11 protein-coding genes are annotated in these 17,349 nt (G+C 48.1%); 5 read left to right on the top strand and 6 right to left on the bottom strand.

Annotation, left to right across the window (positions count from 1 at the left end; all coding sequences use genetic code 11):
• Positions 1–277 precede the first annotated feature (277 nt).
• Positions 278–832, bottom strand: coding sequence for an Mpo1 family 2-hydroxy fatty acid dioxygenase (locus SG35_RS15905; protein ID WP_044834810.1), 555 nt, complete (start codon positions 830–832; stop codon positions 278–280).
• A 227-nt stretch (positions 833–1,059) separates the two neighbouring features.
• Here SG35_RS15905 and ubiG point away from each other — a divergent pair, with 227 nt between their 5' ends.
• The 5 genes from ubiG to yfaE all read left to right on the top strand — a co-directional run bounded on the left by ubiG (position 1,060) and on the right by yfaE (position 6,765).
• Complete coding sequence (gene ubiG / locus SG35_RS15910; protein ID WP_044834809.1) at positions 1,060–1,767, top strand: bifunctional 2-polyprenyl-6-hydroxyphenol methylase/3-demethylubiquinol 3-O-methyltransferase UbiG; 708 nt, start codon at positions 1,060–1,062, stop codon at positions 1,765–1,767.
• Positions 1,768–1,769: 2 nt separating this feature from the next.
• Positions 1,770–2,435 carry an HAD family hydrolase gene (locus SG35_RS15915; protein ID WP_044834808.1) on the top strand — a complete coding sequence of 222 codons (666 nt, stop codon included), beginning with the start codon at positions 1,770–1,772 and terminating at the stop codon, positions 2,433–2,435.
• 405 nt (positions 2,436–2,840) lie between these two features.
• Entirely contained in the window at positions 2,841–5,105 is a 2,265-nt protein-coding gene (gene nrdA, locus SG35_RS15920) for a class 1a ribonucleoside-diphosphate reductase subunit alpha (protein WP_044834807.1), read from the top strand.
• A 122-nt stretch (positions 5,106–5,227) separates the two neighbouring features.
• Complete coding sequence (gene nrdB / locus SG35_RS15925; RefSeq protein WP_044834806.1) at positions 5,228–6,358, top strand: class Ia ribonucleoside-diphosphate reductase subunit beta; 1,131 nt, start codon at positions 5,228–5,230, stop codon at positions 6,356–6,358.
• A gap of 44 nt (positions 6,359–6,402) precedes the next feature.
• Complete coding sequence (gene yfaE, locus SG35_RS15930) at positions 6,403–6,765, top strand: class I ribonucleotide reductase maintenance protein YfaE (protein WP_084692905.1); 363 nt, start codon at positions 6,403–6,405, stop codon at positions 6,763–6,765.
• Between the two features lie 13 nt (positions 6,766–6,778).
• On the opposite strand, the gene SG35_RS15935 is transcribed toward yfaE, so the two are convergent.
• The 5 genes from SG35_RS15935 to SG35_RS15955 form a co-directional block, all read right to left on the bottom strand.
• On the bottom strand, positions 6,779–8,128 hold the full coding sequence (locus tag SG35_RS15935) for a diguanylate cyclase (RefSeq protein ID WP_053043293.1): 1,350 nt from the start codon (positions 8,126–8,128) through the stop codon (positions 6,779–6,781).
• A gap of 29 nt (positions 8,129–8,157) precedes the next feature.
• A complete protein-coding gene (locus tag SG35_RS15940) occupies positions 8,158–12,453 on the bottom strand; it encodes a hybrid sensor histidine kinase/response regulator (RefSeq protein WP_053043292.1) in 4,296 nt (1,431 codons plus the stop codon).
• Positions 12,454–12,626: 173 nt separating this feature from the next.
• A complete protein-coding gene (locus SG35_RS15945) occupies positions 12,627–15,194 on the bottom strand; it encodes a hybrid sensor histidine kinase/response regulator (RefSeq protein ID WP_044834805.1) in 2,568 nt (855 codons plus the stop codon).
• Complete coding sequence (locus tag SG35_RS15950; RefSeq protein WP_044834804.1) at positions 15,191–16,354, bottom strand: response regulator; 1,164 nt, start codon at positions 16,352–16,354, stop codon at positions 15,191–15,193. Before SG35_RS15950 ends, SG35_RS15945 begins: the two co-directional genes overlap by 4 nt.
• Positions 16,355–16,387: 33 nt before the next feature.
• A complete protein-coding gene (locus tag SG35_RS15955; protein WP_044834803.1) occupies positions 16,388–17,326 on the bottom strand; it encodes a GGDEF domain-containing protein in 939 nt (312 codons plus the stop codon).
• Between the last annotated feature and the right edge of the window lie 23 nt (positions 17,327–17,349).

The following is a 17,349-nucleotide window of genomic DNA, read 5'->3' on the forward strand; positions in this document are numbered from 1 at the left end:
AGCACAAAATATTGGCCGGCAATACTGCTTTGTGAGGGATAATTTTAACTCTGGTTTCCGGGTGGAAAAATCGCTGGTTTTATCGGCACGGTACAAATGTAACCTACTGATAAAAAAGAGAGTAAACCTTAAGGGACGGGGGGACCACTTTTTTGCTGTTTATCTGGCTATACCGCGATAAAAAGCAGTAAAAGGTTAGAATTTAACCGCAATGGACGAAAGGAGCGTGCGCTTACCCGGCCAAAGCTCAGCCCGGCCGGGGACAGCTACTATGAACTTATGCTTTTGCCTGTTCCAGCAGATGGCGCTTTTCCAGTGCCTGATCATGAATATCTTTCGCCATCGCCTTATTAAGTCCCAGGGTAAAATAAATTTCAGCAATTAAAAAAAGCGGCCCTATCAGCAACTGATTTAAATCGTCAATAAAAGCAGGTTTGGCTTTTTCAAAACCATGGCCGATAAATTGAAAAACCCAACCGACAAAAAATATAATGCCCGCCAGCATGTAGCTGCCCTCCCCTTGAGCAACCTGGTGCGCCCCATAAAAAACCGGGAAAAAGCAAGCCAGTATCATCAGCGCCAGGGGAATATGCAAAATAAAGTAATACACCATAACAACTGCTGCAATTATCAATGCCAGGGTAAAGCGATAACTGCCGTTGATAAAATCCGGCAAACTCATCGCATCTAATGACATTTCAAAGGTGACCGTGCTCAGCACCAGGGCAATTGAGAAGATGATCAGGGGAATACCGATAAAATGGGTAATGATATTGTTGCGGTTAAGATGGACACTTTTATAATTGGCCAGCTGCTCTGTAATTGTTTTCATCGTGTATCAACTTATGTTCGTGAGTCTGCATATTAATTTATGAGTCCGCTATAATAAAAGCAATGGTAAATTCGCCCCAAGTCTATCGATTTTGCCAAGGCAATAGAGCAAAACAAACGGATAACCCCCTTTCGCCATTAGATGACAATTTGTTGATGTTAATCACTAGGTTTGCCGACAAGTTTCGTTTAGAATCTTCTCATCTATCAATAAATGCTAAACCCTACATGTCAGAATCAATCAATGTAAACCCGGATGAAATCGCGAAATTTGAAAAAGTTGCCAGCCAGTGGTGGGACTTGAGCGGTGATTTTAAACCCCTGCATCAAATTAATCCGCTGCGCCTGCAGTTTATAACGCAACATCTGGGTGATATCTTCGGCAAAAAGATCATTGATGTCGGTTGTGGCGGCGGCATACTCGCCGAAAGCCTGGCCAAATTAGGCGGCGAAGTTACCGGCATAGATATGGGGGAAGAGCCCCTTAAGGTCGCCAAGTTACATGCCCTTGAAGGGGGCGTCACGGTTAATTACCAGAAAATTACCGCCGAAGCCCAGGCGCAAAGCCAGCCGCAAGCCTATGATGTGGTCACCTGTATGGAAATGCTCGAGCATGTCCCAGATCCCGCTTCCATTGTCAGGGCCTGTAGCGATATGGTCAAACCCGGTGGTCTGGTATTTTTCTCCACTTTAAATAAATCCGTTAAAGCCTATCTGCTGGCAATTGTCGCGGCTGAAAAGTTATTCAAGCTAGTGCCGGACGGTACCCATGATCACGATAAATTTATCCGCCCTTCCACCTTGATCTCCTGGGCAGAGGCCAGCGCGCTAAAATGTATCGATGCTACCGGCATCCATTACAATCCGCTGACGGAAAACCATAAACTGGCCCCCGGACTGGACGTTAACTACCTGCTGTGCTGCAGGAAGTTATGATCATGACCGAAAACAACCGCTACCAGGGAGTATTGTTTGATCTTGACGGCACCCTGCTCGATACCGCCAACGATCTGGGCGCAGCATTAAACCATGTGCTTGAGCAGCATGACATGGCGCAGGTCCCGCCAGAGGCCTTTCGCCCGGTGGCCTCCGACGGCGCCAAAGGTTTGCTTGAGCTGGGTTTTGGCGATACCCTGACCGAGCTGGATTACGAGCAGCTACGCCAACAGTTTTTACGTTATTATCGTGAAAACATCGCCAAGCATACCTGTTTTTACCGGGGAATAGTCCCTTTATTAACGGCTTTAAACGAGCGTAACATTCCCTGGGGCGTAGTCACCAATAAGCCCATTGCCCTGACACAGAAGTTACTGCCTCATTATCCGCTGTTCGAACATTGCGCCGTAACGGTCGGCGGCGACAGTTTAGCGCAGCGTAAGCCGCACCCGGCGCCGTTATTATATGCCAGCGAGCAGCTTGCCCTAGCCCCTGAGCAATGCGTCTATGTCGGAGATGCCCTGCGGGATATCCAGGCCGGAAATGACGCTAAAATGGCCACCATAGTGGCGCAGTGGGGTTATATTGCCGACACTGACGTATGCCGCTCATGGCAGGCGGATTTACTTGCCGAAGATCCGGCACAAATTCTGGCGTTTATTTTATAACCAGGTTGGTCAAACAAAGAACAATTGAGAATAAGCTTTTGTAAAATAGGTGTTTTAACATTTTTATTTCAACAAGTGATATAAAATAACTGAACTTAGTTCAAAATAATTATAGAAAAGAAATTAAGACAAAATAATCGTTGCGTTTACTAAATATCAAAATAAAACAGATGTGCTAAGTTAGTTACTACTAACATGTTTTTAGAGAGCGACTTTTTAGAAAAATGCAAGGAATTTTTAGGCTTGCAATAGCCTTAAAACCTCATTATCTTGTGATGAATTTTTCAAACACCCCTATATATTGTGCATTAGTTATTCAGCAAATTTATTCCAAAATTCGCAGAAGACTTTTTTTCGCCGCTATAAACGGGTAATTAAAACAATAATTGGCTTTACGGGTATTTCATGAACAGTAATCTTTTTGTAACGAAACGAAATGGTGAAAAAGAACTCATTGATTTAGAAAAAATCCATCGGGTGATCACCTGGGCGGCAGAAGGCCTGGATCAGGTATCAGTCTCGCAAGTTGAATTAAAATCACATATTCAGTTTTATGACGGTATCAAGACCGAAGATATTCATGAAACCATTATCAAGGCCGCTGCCGATCTGATCTCCGAAGAAGCCCCGGATTATCAATACCTGGCAGCACGTCTTGCCGTTTTCCACCTGCGTAAAAAAGCCTACGGCCAGTTTGAGCCGCCTAAACTCTACGAGCAGGTAGTAAAAATGGTGGAAGCCGGCAAATACGATCAGCACTTGCTCAGCGATTATACCGAAGCAGAATTTGCCGAAATGGAAAGCTTTATCGACCATAGCCGGGATCTTGATTTCAGCTATGCCGCCGTTAAGCAGCTCGAAGGCAAATACCTGGTGCAAAACCGGGTCAGCGGGGAAATTTATGAGAGCGCGCAATTCCTCTATATCCTGGTTGCCGCCTGTTTATTTGCCAAATACCCTAAAGACAGCCGGTTAACTTATGTGGAAAATTTCTATCACGCCATTTCCACCTTTAAACTGTCTTTACCGACCCCGATTATGTCCGGTGTGCGCACCCCGACCCGTCAGTTCTCTTCTTGTGTGCTGATCGAATGTGCCGACAGCCTGGACTCGATTAACGCTACTTCAAGCGCCATCGTAAAATATGTCTCGCAGCGTGCCGGTATCGGTATCAACGCCGGCCGTATCCGCGCCCTGGGCAGCAATATCCGCAACGGTGAAGCCTTCCACACCGGCTGTATCCCGTTTTATAAGCATTTCCAGACCGCAGTAAAAAGCTGCTCACAAGGCGGTGTTCGCGGCGGCGCAGCCACCTTGTTCTACCCGTTATGGCATCTGGAAGTAGAAAGCCTGCTGGTGTTGAAAAACAACCGCGGTGTTGAAGAGAACCGTGTCCGCCACTTGGATTACGGCGTGCAATTTAACAAGCTGATGTACCAGCGTCTGATCAAAGGGGAATCTATCACCCTGTTCAGCCCAAGCGATGTGCCCGGCCTTTACGAAGCTTTCTTTGCCGATCAGGATAAATTCGAAGAGCTTTACTGCCAGTACGAGCAGGATGATTCCATCCGTAAAAAGCGTATCAAGGCGATTGAATTATTTACCCTGTTTGCCCAGGAACGTGCCAGCACCGGCCGTATCTACCTGCAAAACGTCGACCACTGTAACACCCACACGCCGTTTGAGCCAAAAGTAGCCCCCATTCGCCAGAGTAATTTATGCCTGGAAATCGCCCTGCCGACCAAGCCGATGGAAGATGTTAACGATCCCGACGGTGAAATTGCCTTATGTACCCTGTCCGCCTTTAACCTAGGCGCCATCGACTCCCTGGATGAATTAGAAGGTTTGGCAGATCTTGCGGTACGCGCCCTGGACAGCCTGCTCGATTACCAGGATTACCCGGTACCGGCGGCCTTAAATGCCACCATGGGACGCCGTACCTTAGGCATAGGCGTGATTAACTTTGCCTATTACCTGGCGAAAAACGGGGTGTTTTACTCCAACGGCAGTGCCAACAACCTCACTCACCGTACCTTTGAAGCAATTCAGTATTACCTGCTGAAAGCGTCAAATGAACTGGCAAAAGAGCAAGGTGCCTGTCCTAAGTTTAACGAAACCCGATTGTCCCAGGGCATCTTACCGGTTGATACCTATAAGAAAGACATCGATAACATCACCAATGAGCCGCTACACCTTGACTGGGAAGGCCTGCGTGAGAGCATTAAAGCGCACGGGGTAAGAAACTCTACCGTATCGGCACTGATGCCGTCGGAAACCTCGTCGCAGATTTCCAATGCCACTAACGGTATCGAGCCGCCGCGGGGCTTGATCAGCATCAAGGCCAGTAAAGACGGGATCTTAAAGCAGGTTGTACCTGAGTATCAGCGCCTTAAAGATAACTATGAATTGTTATGGAATATCCCCAGCAATGAAGGTTACCTTGAACTGGTCGGCATCATGCAAAAATTTATTGACCAGACCATTTCCGCCAACACTAACTATGATCCCGGCCGTTTTGAAGGGGGTAAGGTACCGGTTAAGCAGATCCTCAAAGATATTTTAACCGCCTACAAGCTTGGGGTGAAAACCATGTATTATCACAATACCCGGGACGGCGCCAGCGATCAGGGACAAGACGACGGCTGTGAAGGCGGCGCGTGTAAGATCTAAGCCAACGAAAACCCGCAACTCAGGTTGCGGGTTTTACACGCTAAAGAGACAATAAGTCACAAACGTTACGCAATTTTTTTGATTTTGTCACCTCCCCCGGGGGAGATTTCCAGGAGTATTTAATGTCGTACACCACATTCAATCAAACGCCCAACAATGCCTTGTTAGAGCCTATGTTTATGGGGAACAGCGTGAATGTTTCCCGTTATGACCAACAAAGGTATCAGGCATTTGAAAAGTTGATTGAAAAACAACTTTCCTTTTTCTGGCGCCCGGAAGAAATCGATGTTTCCAAAGACAGGGCCGACTGGCAGAGCCTGACCGCTTCGGAAAAACATATTTTTATTTCTAACCTGAAATACCAGACCCTGCTCGATTCTATGGCGGCCCGATCCGTCAATGCCGTGCTGCTGCCGCTGGTTTCCCTGCCGGAAGTAGAAACCTGGGTAGAAACCTGGGCCTTTAGTGAAACCATTCACTCGCGCTCCTACACCCATATTTTACGTAACCTGTTTACCGATCCCAGTGAAGTGTTTGACGATATCGTGGTCAATCCGGCGATATTAAAGCGTGCCACCAGCATCGCCAAATATTTTGATGACGTCATCCTCACCACTCAGCTGCTGCAATCCCAAGGAGAAGGCCGTTATGAAGTTGACGGTAAAACCCTTGAGGTTTCAAAGCGTAAACTCAAAGAGCGGTTATTCCTGGCCATTTGTTCGGTCAATGCCCTGGAAGCAATACGTTTTTATGTCAGTTTTGCCTGTTCATTCGCGTTTGCCGAGCGGGAATTACTCGAAGGCAATGCCAAGATCATTAAACTGATCGCCCGCGATGAAGCCCTGCACCTGACCGGCACCCAACATATCCTGAATAACTGGATGTCGGGCAAAGACGATCCGGAAATGCAGGAAATTTCGGAGCAGATGAAAGATCAGGCGCTGCAGATATTCCTTGATGTGGTCGACCAGGAAAAGGAATGGGCCCAGTACCTGTTTAAAGACGGCTCGATGATCGGCCTCAACGCCGAAATCTTAAACCAGTATATCGAATACATCTCCAGCCAGCGCCTGGCGGCTATCGGCCTGACCAGCCCCTTTGCCATCAAGAGCAATCCCCTGCCCTGGATGAATGCTTATCTGGTCAGCGATAATGTCCAGGTGGCGCCGCAGGAAACAGAAATTTCCAGCTACCTGGTGGGACAAGTGGACTCTGCGGTTTCTTCCGATGATTTTGATGATTTTGATCTCTAAGTGCCTGCCCCGCCCGGGCAAACACCGGGGCAGTCACGATCATCATGAGTAAACCGGAAACACCTTGCCAGAGGGAAGTAAAGCCACCTGGCGCCGGCGGGCAACAGCATGGCGAAAAGCGCCAGGTACAGGCACAAGCAGAAAAGCCAAAAGCGCCGGTGATCAGCGTTGAAGGAAAAAACATCGCCTGCACCGGGCAATATCCCAGCATCCTTGAATGCCTTGAGGGTGCCGATGTGGAAGTACATTATCATTGCCGCGACGGATTTTGCGGCGCCTGCCGGGTCATCCTGCACCGGGGCCAGGTTATTTACCCTCAGGGGGAGCCGCTGGCTTTTGTCGGCGAAGGAGAAATATTAACCTGCTGCTCCTTGCCGGTAACCGATATCCAGATAGAGCTCGACTAACCCCCGGCGGCAACTAACTGCTGACATTATGAAGCTGCTCCGCCAGCTCCTGCTCTATACCTGCCATTACCTTGATTAATTCTGCCGCCACCCCTTCAAACAACAGTTGGTATTGCTCTTTTTCTCCCCCACTGAGGGCCTTGTCCAGGACCTTGGCCCGTTCAAACAGCGCCATGGCGCCAACCGAGCTTGCAACCCCTTTCAAGGTGTGGGCCAGATGTTTTGCCGTCGCATGATCTTTAGCTGACAGCGCCGATTGCAGCTTTTCCTTATCGTCATGATGATCCTGGTAAAACATCACCAGTATCTCCTTAAACAGGCTTTTATCGCCAAGCACATTACCCAGACCGATTTTCTGATCTATGCCGGGGAACTCCTGTGGCTGGGGTACTTTCGGCGCAGGTTCTTCGTCATTCATAGTATCAATATAATCGATCAACGGCGCTTGTGTTTCATTAATTGGTTGCAGCTTGTCGGCATTGATGGTTTTATTGCGCCCGGTGTTTTTCGCCTCATATAATCCCAAGTCTGCCCGGCGGATCAGATCATCTAATCCGGGGGAAGCAATGGTCGTTGATGCTACCCCGATACTGACGGTAACAAACAAGGTTTCTTGCGCCTGTTTGCCGGGTAAGATGGCGTGTTGCTCAAGGCAAAGGCGAAACCGCTCGCAGGCATTGATGGCTTCCTCTATCACCGTATAGGGAAAGCACACGGCAAATTCTTCCCCCCCGAGGCGGCCAAGAATATCGTACTCTCTGAAAACCTTGCCCATCAGTTGGGTATATTCTACCAACACCTTATCACCGGCTTCATGGCCGTAGTTATCATTGACCTGTTTAAATAAATCAATATCAAACATCGCCAGTACCAGGCCGGACTTTTGCCGCACCGACTCGATAAAAGCCTTACTTGCCAGCTCATAAAAGCGGCCACGGTTATTAATGCCGGTTAAGAAATCTGTGGTGGCCAGAATTTCCAGCTCACGGTTTTTTTCCATCAGGCGCAAGGAAGTTCGTATCCTGGCCAGCAAGACTTTGGCAATATAAGGCTTAGTGACATAATCATCCGCTCCCAGCTCCAACGCCGCAACAATTTCATCTTCACCGTCGGCAGCCGATAACATGATCACCGGGATATGCTGCAGTGCTTCCTTCCTTTTGATCACTTCCAGCGCCGCCATCCCTGTGATGCCGGGCATATACATGTCCAGTAATATCAGATCGAAATGCTCCTTTTCCAGGAGCCTCAGTGCGCTGTCTGCCGCATCTGTGGTCATAACCTGATAGCCTTCAGCGCTGAGATCAAATTCGAGCAGTAACAAGGTATCCTTGGCGTCATCTACCGCTAATATCTTATACATGGTCTTATTTCCATCCCTTATGGCGCAGGTCAATACTGATTAAGCACCGTCATAAATTTATCAAACTCGCTACTGAGCTGGGGCTGCATTTCATTCAACAGGTTAATATCTCCCGCTTTAGCGACTTCTTCCATTTTCGCAACAATTTTTGATGAGCTGATACCGCCGATATTTTTCATGGTACCGTTCATTTTATGGGCAAATGCGGCGACATCGGCAAAATTTTTCTCGGCAATAGCCAGGTATAAAGATTCAATCACCTCGGGCATTTCCTCTAAAAACATGTTCACTAAGGTGCGGGCAATTTCTTCGTTGTTACGGATGCGCTTTAAAAAGCCTTCCTTATCCCAGATTTCATCCTGAGGCTCGTCTTTAAAGACACTGGGGCTCTGTGTTGCCGGGGCCGTTTGTTCCGGTGCCGCTTTTGCCTGTACGGTTTTCGCCGGCGTTTGCTGTTCATCTTGCTCTTGCCCGGCAGGGGTTTGTGCAGCAATAATCCGGCTGGCGGTCAAATATTGATTGATATCTAACTTCCTTTCCTCTTTAAGCCAGTAAATCAGCTTTTGCTCGATAATATCGCCGTCAATCGGTTTGGTGGTATAATCGCTCATGCCCGCCGCTAAACATTTTTCCTTATCGCCTTTCATGGCATTGGCGGTCATGGCAATAACAGGCACATGTAAATAGGCTTCGCCGCCTGCCCCGTGGCGAATTTTACGGGTGGCTTCATAACCGTCCATCTCAGGCATTTGACAATCCATAAAAATCACCTGGTACAAGCGATCACTTTTTGAAGCGTTGAGCTTGGCAATGGCTTCAAGGCCGTTATTGGCTACATCTGCCTGTATTCCCAAATTGGCTAATATCCCCTGAACCACGGTTTGGTTAATTTGATTGTCCTCCACCAGCAAGATACGGGCATCTGCTGCAACCTCTCCCTCGCTGGTATTGCGTTTGAGGCTTTGTAAATGGTGGGTGGTCACTAAAGGTTGCGCCACTTCCAGTGCTTCCTTACCTTCAACCACAACAGTGAGGGCATCAAATAAGTCAGAAGTGGTGGCAGGTTTGGGAAAATAGGCGCAAAAGCCTAATTCGGCAAAGTAACTGGCATCTCCGCGCTCTCCCATAGAGGTCATCATGATAAGTTTGGTCTCACGGCTGTTGCTGTGGTTATGGATCTTGGCCCCCAAAGTCGCACCATCCATACCCGGCATCTGCATATCCAAAATAGCCACCCGGAAAAAGTTCTCCGGCGTCTGCTCCACCAGCGCCATCGCTTCATAACCGCTTTTCGCCTGGGTCACCTTGGCCCCCCATTGCTCTAGCTGGGTTTTTAGCACTTCCAGGTTGGTGCTGTTATCATCAACAATTAAAATCCGGGTACCTTTGATGTCCACACTCGGCATCATGACTTTTTTCTGCTCGCAGGCCCTCACACAGATCTCAAAGCTAAAGGTACTGCCCTGTCCCAATTCACTCGATACCCGGATATCCCCGTCCATTAACTGGCAAAGCTGTTTTACTATCGCCAGTCCCAGCCCGGTACCGCCATATTTTCGCGTGGTGGAAGAGTCCACCTGGGTAAAGGAGTCAAACAGCTGACCCACTTTATCTTTGGGAATGCCGATGCCGGTATCTGTCACCGAGCAATGCAACATCAGCGACTGGTTTTGCCCCGACTCGGAAATGGCAGCCTTGATCACTATCTCCCCTTCGCTGGTAAATTTAATGGCATTACCCACCAGGTTAGATAATATCTGGCGGATACGCCCGGGATCTCCTTTGACCATGTAAAAGTCTAACCCCGAGACATCAAGAATAAGCTCGGTATTGTTTTCCTGCGAGCGTACCGCCATAGATTCGGCAAAATTGCCGAGCAGGGTACGCAGATCAAAATCAATGATCTCCAACTCGAGTTTACCGGCTTCGATTTTGGAGAAATCAAGAATATCATTGATCAGGGATAACAGGGACTGGGCGCTGCTACTGGCCAGTTCGATATAATGTTGCTGCTGCTTGGACAATTCGGTGTGCTCAAGCAGGCCTAACATGCCCAAAACCCCGTTCATGGGGGTACGGATCTCATGACTCATGCTGGCTAAAAATTCAGATTTTAACCGCAAAGACTCTTCCGCCAGCTCCAGGGCCTCCTGCTTGAGGTTTTGTAAATTTTGTTGCTCGGAAACGTCAATATTGGTGCCCACCAGGCGGATAATGCCGCCATAACCATCAGACATGGCTTTGGCATGGACCTCGATATATTTTATCACGCCCCCGGGCAGCAAGATCCTGAAGGTGGTATTAAGGGCCTTGCCTGTCTCTACCGTCGCCGCCACCTTAGCTTCAACAGTCTCGAGGTCATCCGGGTGCATCCTGGATTTCCATAAATCGGCGGGGTCGAGCCCGCAATTGGCTTCAACCCCGTATAAGTGGTACATACGCTCATCCCAGGTCACCTTGCCGCTCAGCACATGATAATCCCAGACCCCTATCCCGGGAGCCGCCAGGGCAAAGTCCAGGCGCCAGGCCAGCTCCTTGGTTTTTTTCAGTACCTGGACCCGCTCTTCTTCCATCAGTTTATTGGCGGTCACATCCCGGATCATGGCGGTATAAAGCTTGCCTTCCCGGGTCATCACCTCAGTCAATACCAGATACATGGGAAAATCATCGCCATCGTGACGAAGTCCCGTCAACTCCTCCCCTTTACCGCCGACACAATTAATGCCCGAGCGCAGATAATCGAGTACCGCATTGGCCCCTTGCCTGCCCTTGGTATCGAGCATCAACACCCTGATACTTTTTCCTTTAACTTCCTCTTCCTGATAACCGAACATTCTTTGGGCCGCCTGGTTTAAGGAAAGGATCTTACCTTCGGGGTTGATATTAACCACGGCATCGGCAATCGAATCCAGCACTCCCTGTAAGCCTGCGGAAAAATCTTTTGCCTGGCTAAGTGCTTTTTCCTGGGCAAACAGCTGTTTGCTAAAAGTAGAAAATACCCGGGAGAGGCTATTACTGAGCTCGCCAATTTCATCGCGCCTGCCAGCGGGTAAATCCACCTTGGCGCTAACCTCGTACCCTTGTATGCTGTCATTTAAGACCTGTAACGGCGCCAGCAATTTACGGGCACCATAAACCACAAGCCCCAGCACCAGTATGATCCAGGCCAGCATCAGGAAAAAACCCTGCTGCTGTATCCAGTTGACCACCACCTGGTAACCATGATGGGGAGATCTGAGTAGAAAATTAAGATGCCCGGCAATGCCCAAGTCCGCTAAAGAGATGCGGCTGTAATAAGCCATATCAGTTGTTAGCTGACTTTCGCCGCTGATCGCCCCCGTGGCTAAAGTTAACTGCCTTAATTTCTTAAAGAGCAAATGCTTATCCATAACAGCCTGTAGCTGGGGAAACTCATCCTGTAACCGGTAACCATCCGGCCTGAAACTTAATGAATCAGGGGACTGGGCATAATAAAGATAATCACCGTCGGCATTGGCCAGATAAAAATCCAAATCAGCCAGAGGCCCGTCAACCAGCACTTGCATATAGGCATTAAAGTCAAGCTCAAGTAATATCAGGCCCAGCAAGCCTTCTTTTCCCCCGACGCGGCCCGACGCCAAAGATTGACTGTCGTACCTGGGCAAGATAGCCTTCATAACCACTTTAGGAGGTCTGAGGCCTTGTTTTCCTTGCTGCTTCAGGGCTATCGGGGAAAAATACGCCTGGCGTCCCTGAAAAACATCGGCCTCGGTTCCCTGATAAAACAACAACTCATGCTCAGAGATAAAATTTAACCCTAAGGTTTGTAACGCCAGCGTTGACTTAACGACTTTATCTTTCTCGCGTGTCAGGCTGATTTTCTCCGTAATAGCCTCCGCCACTTCAAAATAACTGATTTTATGATAAAGACGGCTGCGCATTAATAACATACGGAACATGTGCTCCATTTTATCCGCTACGCCTGCGGTTAACTTTTTTGTCCCTGGTATTTTCTGAGCCGGAGCTTGTTCTGCTAAGCCTCTTTCTGCCAAACTAATGCCGTAATCAAGCATCAGCACATCCGCACGGGCATTATAATAGAAATCCCGTAAAACAGGTGTCACCAGCTGGCTGCGCTGTTCAAGTTCCTTTAATTTTTGCTCCTGCTGGAGTTGGCTGGTTTGCTGATATAAAAAGCCGCCAATACCGAGCAGGGCCAGCAGACAAAATAACACCGCCGCCAGGACAATTTTAACCAGCAAAGATTGTATCCCGTAGCGCTTTACACTGGAGATCCCCTGCCCGCCATTTTGCCCGGCTATGCCTGTGGCAACCGGTTTATTCATTTGTCCCCCCACACCAGGCCCAGCCCCTGATCAGGACAAGCAAGCTCACCACCGGGCAGACGGGCTCAAACGCCGTTACCGGGAAAGTTTCCTTACCAAACACTGCTGCCATTACCGTCATCGAAACTTATTCCTTGCTCTTTTGTCATTCCCTGGCTATTTGCTTTCTTTTGCTAGCGCATCAAAAAGTCTGCCAACTCCTTAGAGTTAAAAGGTTTTCTCAATACAGGGTATTGCCACTTCCTGTCTTCATGGGTGATATAACCGCTGATAGAATAGATCTTGATCTCGGGAAACCTTGCTTTGACCAGGTTTACCGCTTCACGGCCCGACAAATCCGGCATGATCATATCGGTAATAAAAATATCGTAATCCTGCCCGCTTGCCAGATGTGCCAGCAACTCTTCCTTATTATTGGCATAGGTGGTAAATGCCCCTTCACTTTCAAGATATAAGGCAATAAATTCACTGATACTGACTTCGTCATCAAGGATCAGGACATTTTTATCCTTGATATTGAGTCCCGGCAAAAGTGCGGCATATTCCTGTATCTCTTCTTCTTCCAGCTGGCAGTTAAAGATCAGGGTAAAGTGCGCCCCTCCCAGTTCGCATTTACCCTGTACCTGGATCAGGCCATTATGCTTGTACATAGTGCTGTAGACATTGGCCAGGCCGATACCATTGCCTTTGTTGATGGACTTGCTGCTGAAAAAGGGATCAAATATCCGGGAAATATTTTCCGGCGCTATGCCTGTGCCGCTGTCTTTGACATGAATTTCCAGCTGCTTTTCCTGATTCAAGAGCACAGAGAGCTCAATTTTCCCCGGCTCCCCGGTTTCCTTGATGGCATCCTGGGCATTTAAAACAATATTGAGCAAAATATTAATAAATTCCCCCTGCGGAAAGTGGATCAGGCAATGCACCGGGGCAAAGGCAAAACTTAACTCAATAGAGCTGGGCAACAACTGTTTAAACAGGTACTTGTTTTCCTTGATCTCGCGGATCGGATCAAATTCCACCACTTTAACCGGCGGTTTACGGGTAAACGCCAATAAGCGCTCGGTCACGCTTTTCCCTTTATCTATGGCATTTTTCACCCGGTCAATATAACCGGAAATTTCCCGCTCTCCCTGGGCATATTTAAGCTCCAACATTTCAATGGCTCCCAGAGCAACTCCCAGGACATTGTTGATATCATGGGAGACATTGCCAAAGGTGTTGCCCAGCAAGGCTAAACGGTTGCTGATGATCTGTTGCTGCTCTTTACGAAAGTTATCGGTGACATTTTCCACGATCCAGATATAAATCCCTTCCTGTGCCTCATAGGTCACGCACAAGTTAAAAACGGTATTAAACTTGTCAAAACTGATATGGTTTCTTTTGATTTGCCCTTTTAATTTCGTGGTCTTTTTCAGCGCCAGGTAATCGGTAATACTAAAATTAATGTAATTAAACAAGGTCGATTTTTCACTGTCCCCCTGGGGCGACAAATCCTGATAGACGACATTATCGTTATCATCGATAAAAAATATCGGCACCTTGATGGTATAATTGACCATGGCAAGCAGTTTAAGCTTTTCAAATACTTCCTCGGTGCGGGTGATATCCCTGAACAAACCGAAAATGGAAATCACCTTGCCCTGCTGATCCAGCTCAACTTCCCCTATGGTTTCAATTTTGACTTTTTGCCCCGAAGGACGCTTAATGCAGGTCTTAAAATAAAAGCCCTTAGCACTGCTTACCGCCGTTAACAAATGTTTTTTCAACAGCTCCCGCTGCGACGGCACAAAAAAGTGTGCACTTTCTTCAATGCTTGGCCGGTAGTTCGAAGGGCGAATGCCAAAAATTTTAAATACCCCGCTTGACCAGAAAAATTTCTCGTCATCGGGACTAAAGCGCCAGTGCCCGCAAATACTCAAGTGTTCGACCAGGCCTAAATAGCGCTCTTGCCCTTGCCCCGGGCTGAGCAAAAACGGCGTTCTGCTGACATCCTTCATCATCCCCACCAGGCGGCACACTTGCTGCCCGTTACTATGCTGGGGTTTACTTTGCCGGACTTTCGCCTGGATATTGACCCACTTTTCCTGGCCGCTATTATCCACCAGCTTAAGGCTGAAGTTCACCTTAGTGCGCTTGCCTGACGTTGCCTGTGCCAGCTGCTGGTTAAACAGTGTGACATCAGCTTTATTGATGTGTTTTTCCCAAAAAGAGACAGGCCCGCTAAAAGCACGGTTTTCATAACCGAGCAGCGCCATAAAGCGGGAAGAATAATAAACCTCTTCTTTATCTCCTTGCCACTCCCAGTAGGCCTGCTCGCTTTCATCGGCATTATTGTCAGCCAGCGGCGCAGATCCGCTGCTGCCCGGGGTCAGAAACACAAATACCTGGCTGTCGATGGTTTGAGAGCGCAGCTCCATCAACTGTTTTTTCCCGTCTTTTGCCAGCAAGGCTAAGCTGACAGGGCCGTTATTTTTTTCCTCGGCGAAGGGAGCTGAGCGCTTGATGCTGCCATTTTCATCGCCGCTTTCCTCCTTAGCCCCGGCAGAGCCTGCTGCCCCGGACAATTTTCCTCCCGGGTAAGCCGGCAGTAATGCCTGTACCGCCATACCGACTAACTCATGTTCCCGGTAGCCGCTTAAGGTCACCAGGGCATCATTAACCGAGGCAATGTCAAAGGCGCTTCCCAGCGCAAATGCCGGTAAGGGAATATCCTTAAGCTCAAGGCTGGGTACGGACTTCAAAATAACTCATCCTCTTCATCAAGTTCACAGGAAAGCTGCTGCCCGCTATTGAGTGCTTGCAGTTTATCGACACTGGCCAGCGCCAGATCTAATAACTGACTGACTTCCAAAAAGTTAATATCATCCTGGGTGTGTTTTTTCAGGGCGCTGTGTACCAGGCTGGTCAAATAACTTTCCTGCTCTTCATTTAAGTCCAGGACATGGAAACTCATGCCAATGTTTTGTACGATTTCCGACATCACCTCCTGCTGGTGAAGTTTTGAAATCCCCAGCATTTTCTTGGTCTTAAAGACCGCTTCCTGGATCTGTTGTTCCACCTGCTGCAAGGAATGTTTGTAGGTAATAAATTCCATTCTCGCACCGATACATTCGATCACCGATGCCAGGGCATCAATATAAATATCAGTGTCGATATGACCTTCTTCGAGGTTAAGGATAAGAATAGAGACCAGGCTATGATTAAAAATGGTTCTGGGACCAAAACGGTATAAACGGGGTTTGGCTTTTAAGATTTCCATCACTTCCACTTCAACCGGCGAACAGCAGCCTTTTTGCGAATGGTAAAAAATGGCGCTTTCATTTAACGGGTAAAACGCCAGGCAGCCATGTAAGTTCATATTGTAAAAGTAATGAAACACTTCATCGCGGATCTTTTCATAACTGTCGCAATGGTTCAGGCGGGAGCTTAACTGCATACAAGCGCCATATTTAGCGGCCTGTGCCATGGAAATACTGATGACATTATCTTTAGAGTGCAGCTCGGCTTCAAAGTCTTTGATCTTATGCTGGTAGGCAATGAGCTTTTTAAGTTTATTGGCTAACGCCAGCAAAGAGATAGGTTTGCAAAGAAAATCATCGGCGCCGCATTCTAATCCGGCTAAAATAGCCTCTTCCGTTGCCATGCCCGAATAGAGCACAAAAGATCTGACCGAGGTTCCGCCCCGGGTTTGCTGCTTTATCCAGGCCGAGCCTTTTGCCTCTTTGAGATGCTCATCCACCAAAGCGATATCAAAAGGCGGTAAATCACTGAGCAGCATTTCCGCCATGGAAAAATTATGGGCGCATTTCACCACAAAATCGCCTTCGAGGGCTTCGGTTAATAACTCCAGATATTCTCTGTCATCATCAATAATTAATACCTTAGGTTGTGACATGGCCATTTACTTCCTGTGAGTTATGGATGAGATCCGCGTTTATTTATCCAAACACCATGCTGTCGTCATTTTCTGAAACAACACACATTGCATGCGGCCAAGGCGCTTTGCCTGATACAGAGCCTGATCCGCCTGCTCTATCAGCGCCAGCGGGTCTTTTGCCCCCAGCGTACTGTTAGATATGCCAATACTGACAGTTACCCTGGGGGCAACATCAGAATATTCATGCACTATCTCCGCCTGGTTTAACGCCGCTATGATGTTTCGTCCCCGATTTTTCGCCTGTGACAGCGAAGTCGAAGGTAGCAGCATGACAAATTCTTCACCGCCATACCTGGCGAGCAGCTCAGCGCCTTTAAGTAAAGTTGCCGCCAGTACCGAAGCCACCCGCTGCAGGCACTGATCTCCCCGGGGATGACCATAGTTGTCGTTGTAGGCTTTAAAAAAATCGATATCGAGCATCAGCAGGGATAATTCCCCCCTTTGCCGGATATTTTTTTGCCAAACCGCATCCAGCTCTTGTTCCAATCCCCTGCGGTTGAGTACATTTGTTAACGGGTCGATGCAGCTGAGCATTTCCAGTTTTTTATTGGCCTCATCCAGCTGCTGTTTCATTTTGGCAATACGCGCCATCGCCAAAATTTTTGCATTTAAAATCTCTTCTTTCACCGGTTTGGTCAGATAATCATCCCCACCGGCTTTGATACCTTCTGCCAGACAACGGGCACTGTCATTGGCACTGAGAAAAATAATCGGGATCCATTGGCTAAATTCCTTTCTCACCATGCGGGTCAGGGTCAGGCCGTCCACCTCAGGCATTTCAATATCCATTAAAATAACATCGATGACCTGGCGCCTTAATTTCTCCAGCGCAGCTACGTGGCCATCAACAAGCACTGGCTGATGATCACTGGCCAGCACCATAGCCCCGATCACATCCCGGATACATTTATTGTCATCAACCACCAATATGTTCATAATTTTTAATAAACCCCAGTAGA

The organism is Thalassomonas actiniarum (genome assembly GCF_000948975.2).
Classification (GTDB): Bacteria; Pseudomonadota; Gammaproteobacteria; order Enterobacterales; family Alteromonadaceae; genus Thalassomonas; species Thalassomonas actiniarum.

Coding starts and splice junctions, on each gene's coding strand:
- SG35_RS15905 (WP_044834810.1), bottom strand. CDS start 832: ATGAAAACAATTACAGAGCAGCTGGCCAATTATAAAAGTGTCCATCTT.
- ubiG (WP_044834809.1), top strand. CDS start 1,060: ATGTCAGAATCAATCAATGTAAACCCGGATGAAATCGCGAAATTTGAA.
- SG35_RS15915 (WP_044834808.1), top strand. CDS start 1,770: ATGACCGAAAACAACCGCTACCAGGGAGTATTGTTTGATCTTGACGGC.
- nrdA (WP_044834807.1), top strand. CDS start 2,841: ATGAACAGTAATCTTTTTGTAACGAAACGAAATGGTGAAAAAGAACTC.
- nrdB (WP_044834806.1), top strand. CDS start 5,228: ATGTCGTACACCACATTCAATCAAACGCCCAACAATGCCTTGTTAGAG.
- yfaE (WP_084692905.1), top strand. CDS start 6,403: ATGAGTAAACCGGAAACACCTTGCCAGAGGGAAGTAAAGCCACCTGGC.
- SG35_RS15935 (WP_053043293.1), bottom strand. CDS start 8,128: ATGTATAAGATATTAGCGGTAGATGACGCCAAGGATACCTTGTTACTG.
- SG35_RS15940 (WP_053043292.1), bottom strand. CDS start 12,453: ATGAATAAACCGGTTGCCACAGGCATAGCCGGGCAAAATGGCGGGCAG.
- SG35_RS15950 (WP_044834804.1), bottom strand. CDS start 16,354: ATGGCCATGTCACAACCTAAGGTATTAATTATTGATGATGACAGAGAA.
- SG35_RS15955 (WP_044834803.1), bottom strand. CDS start 17,326: ATGAACATATTGGTGGTTGATGACAATAAATGTATCCGGGATGTGATC.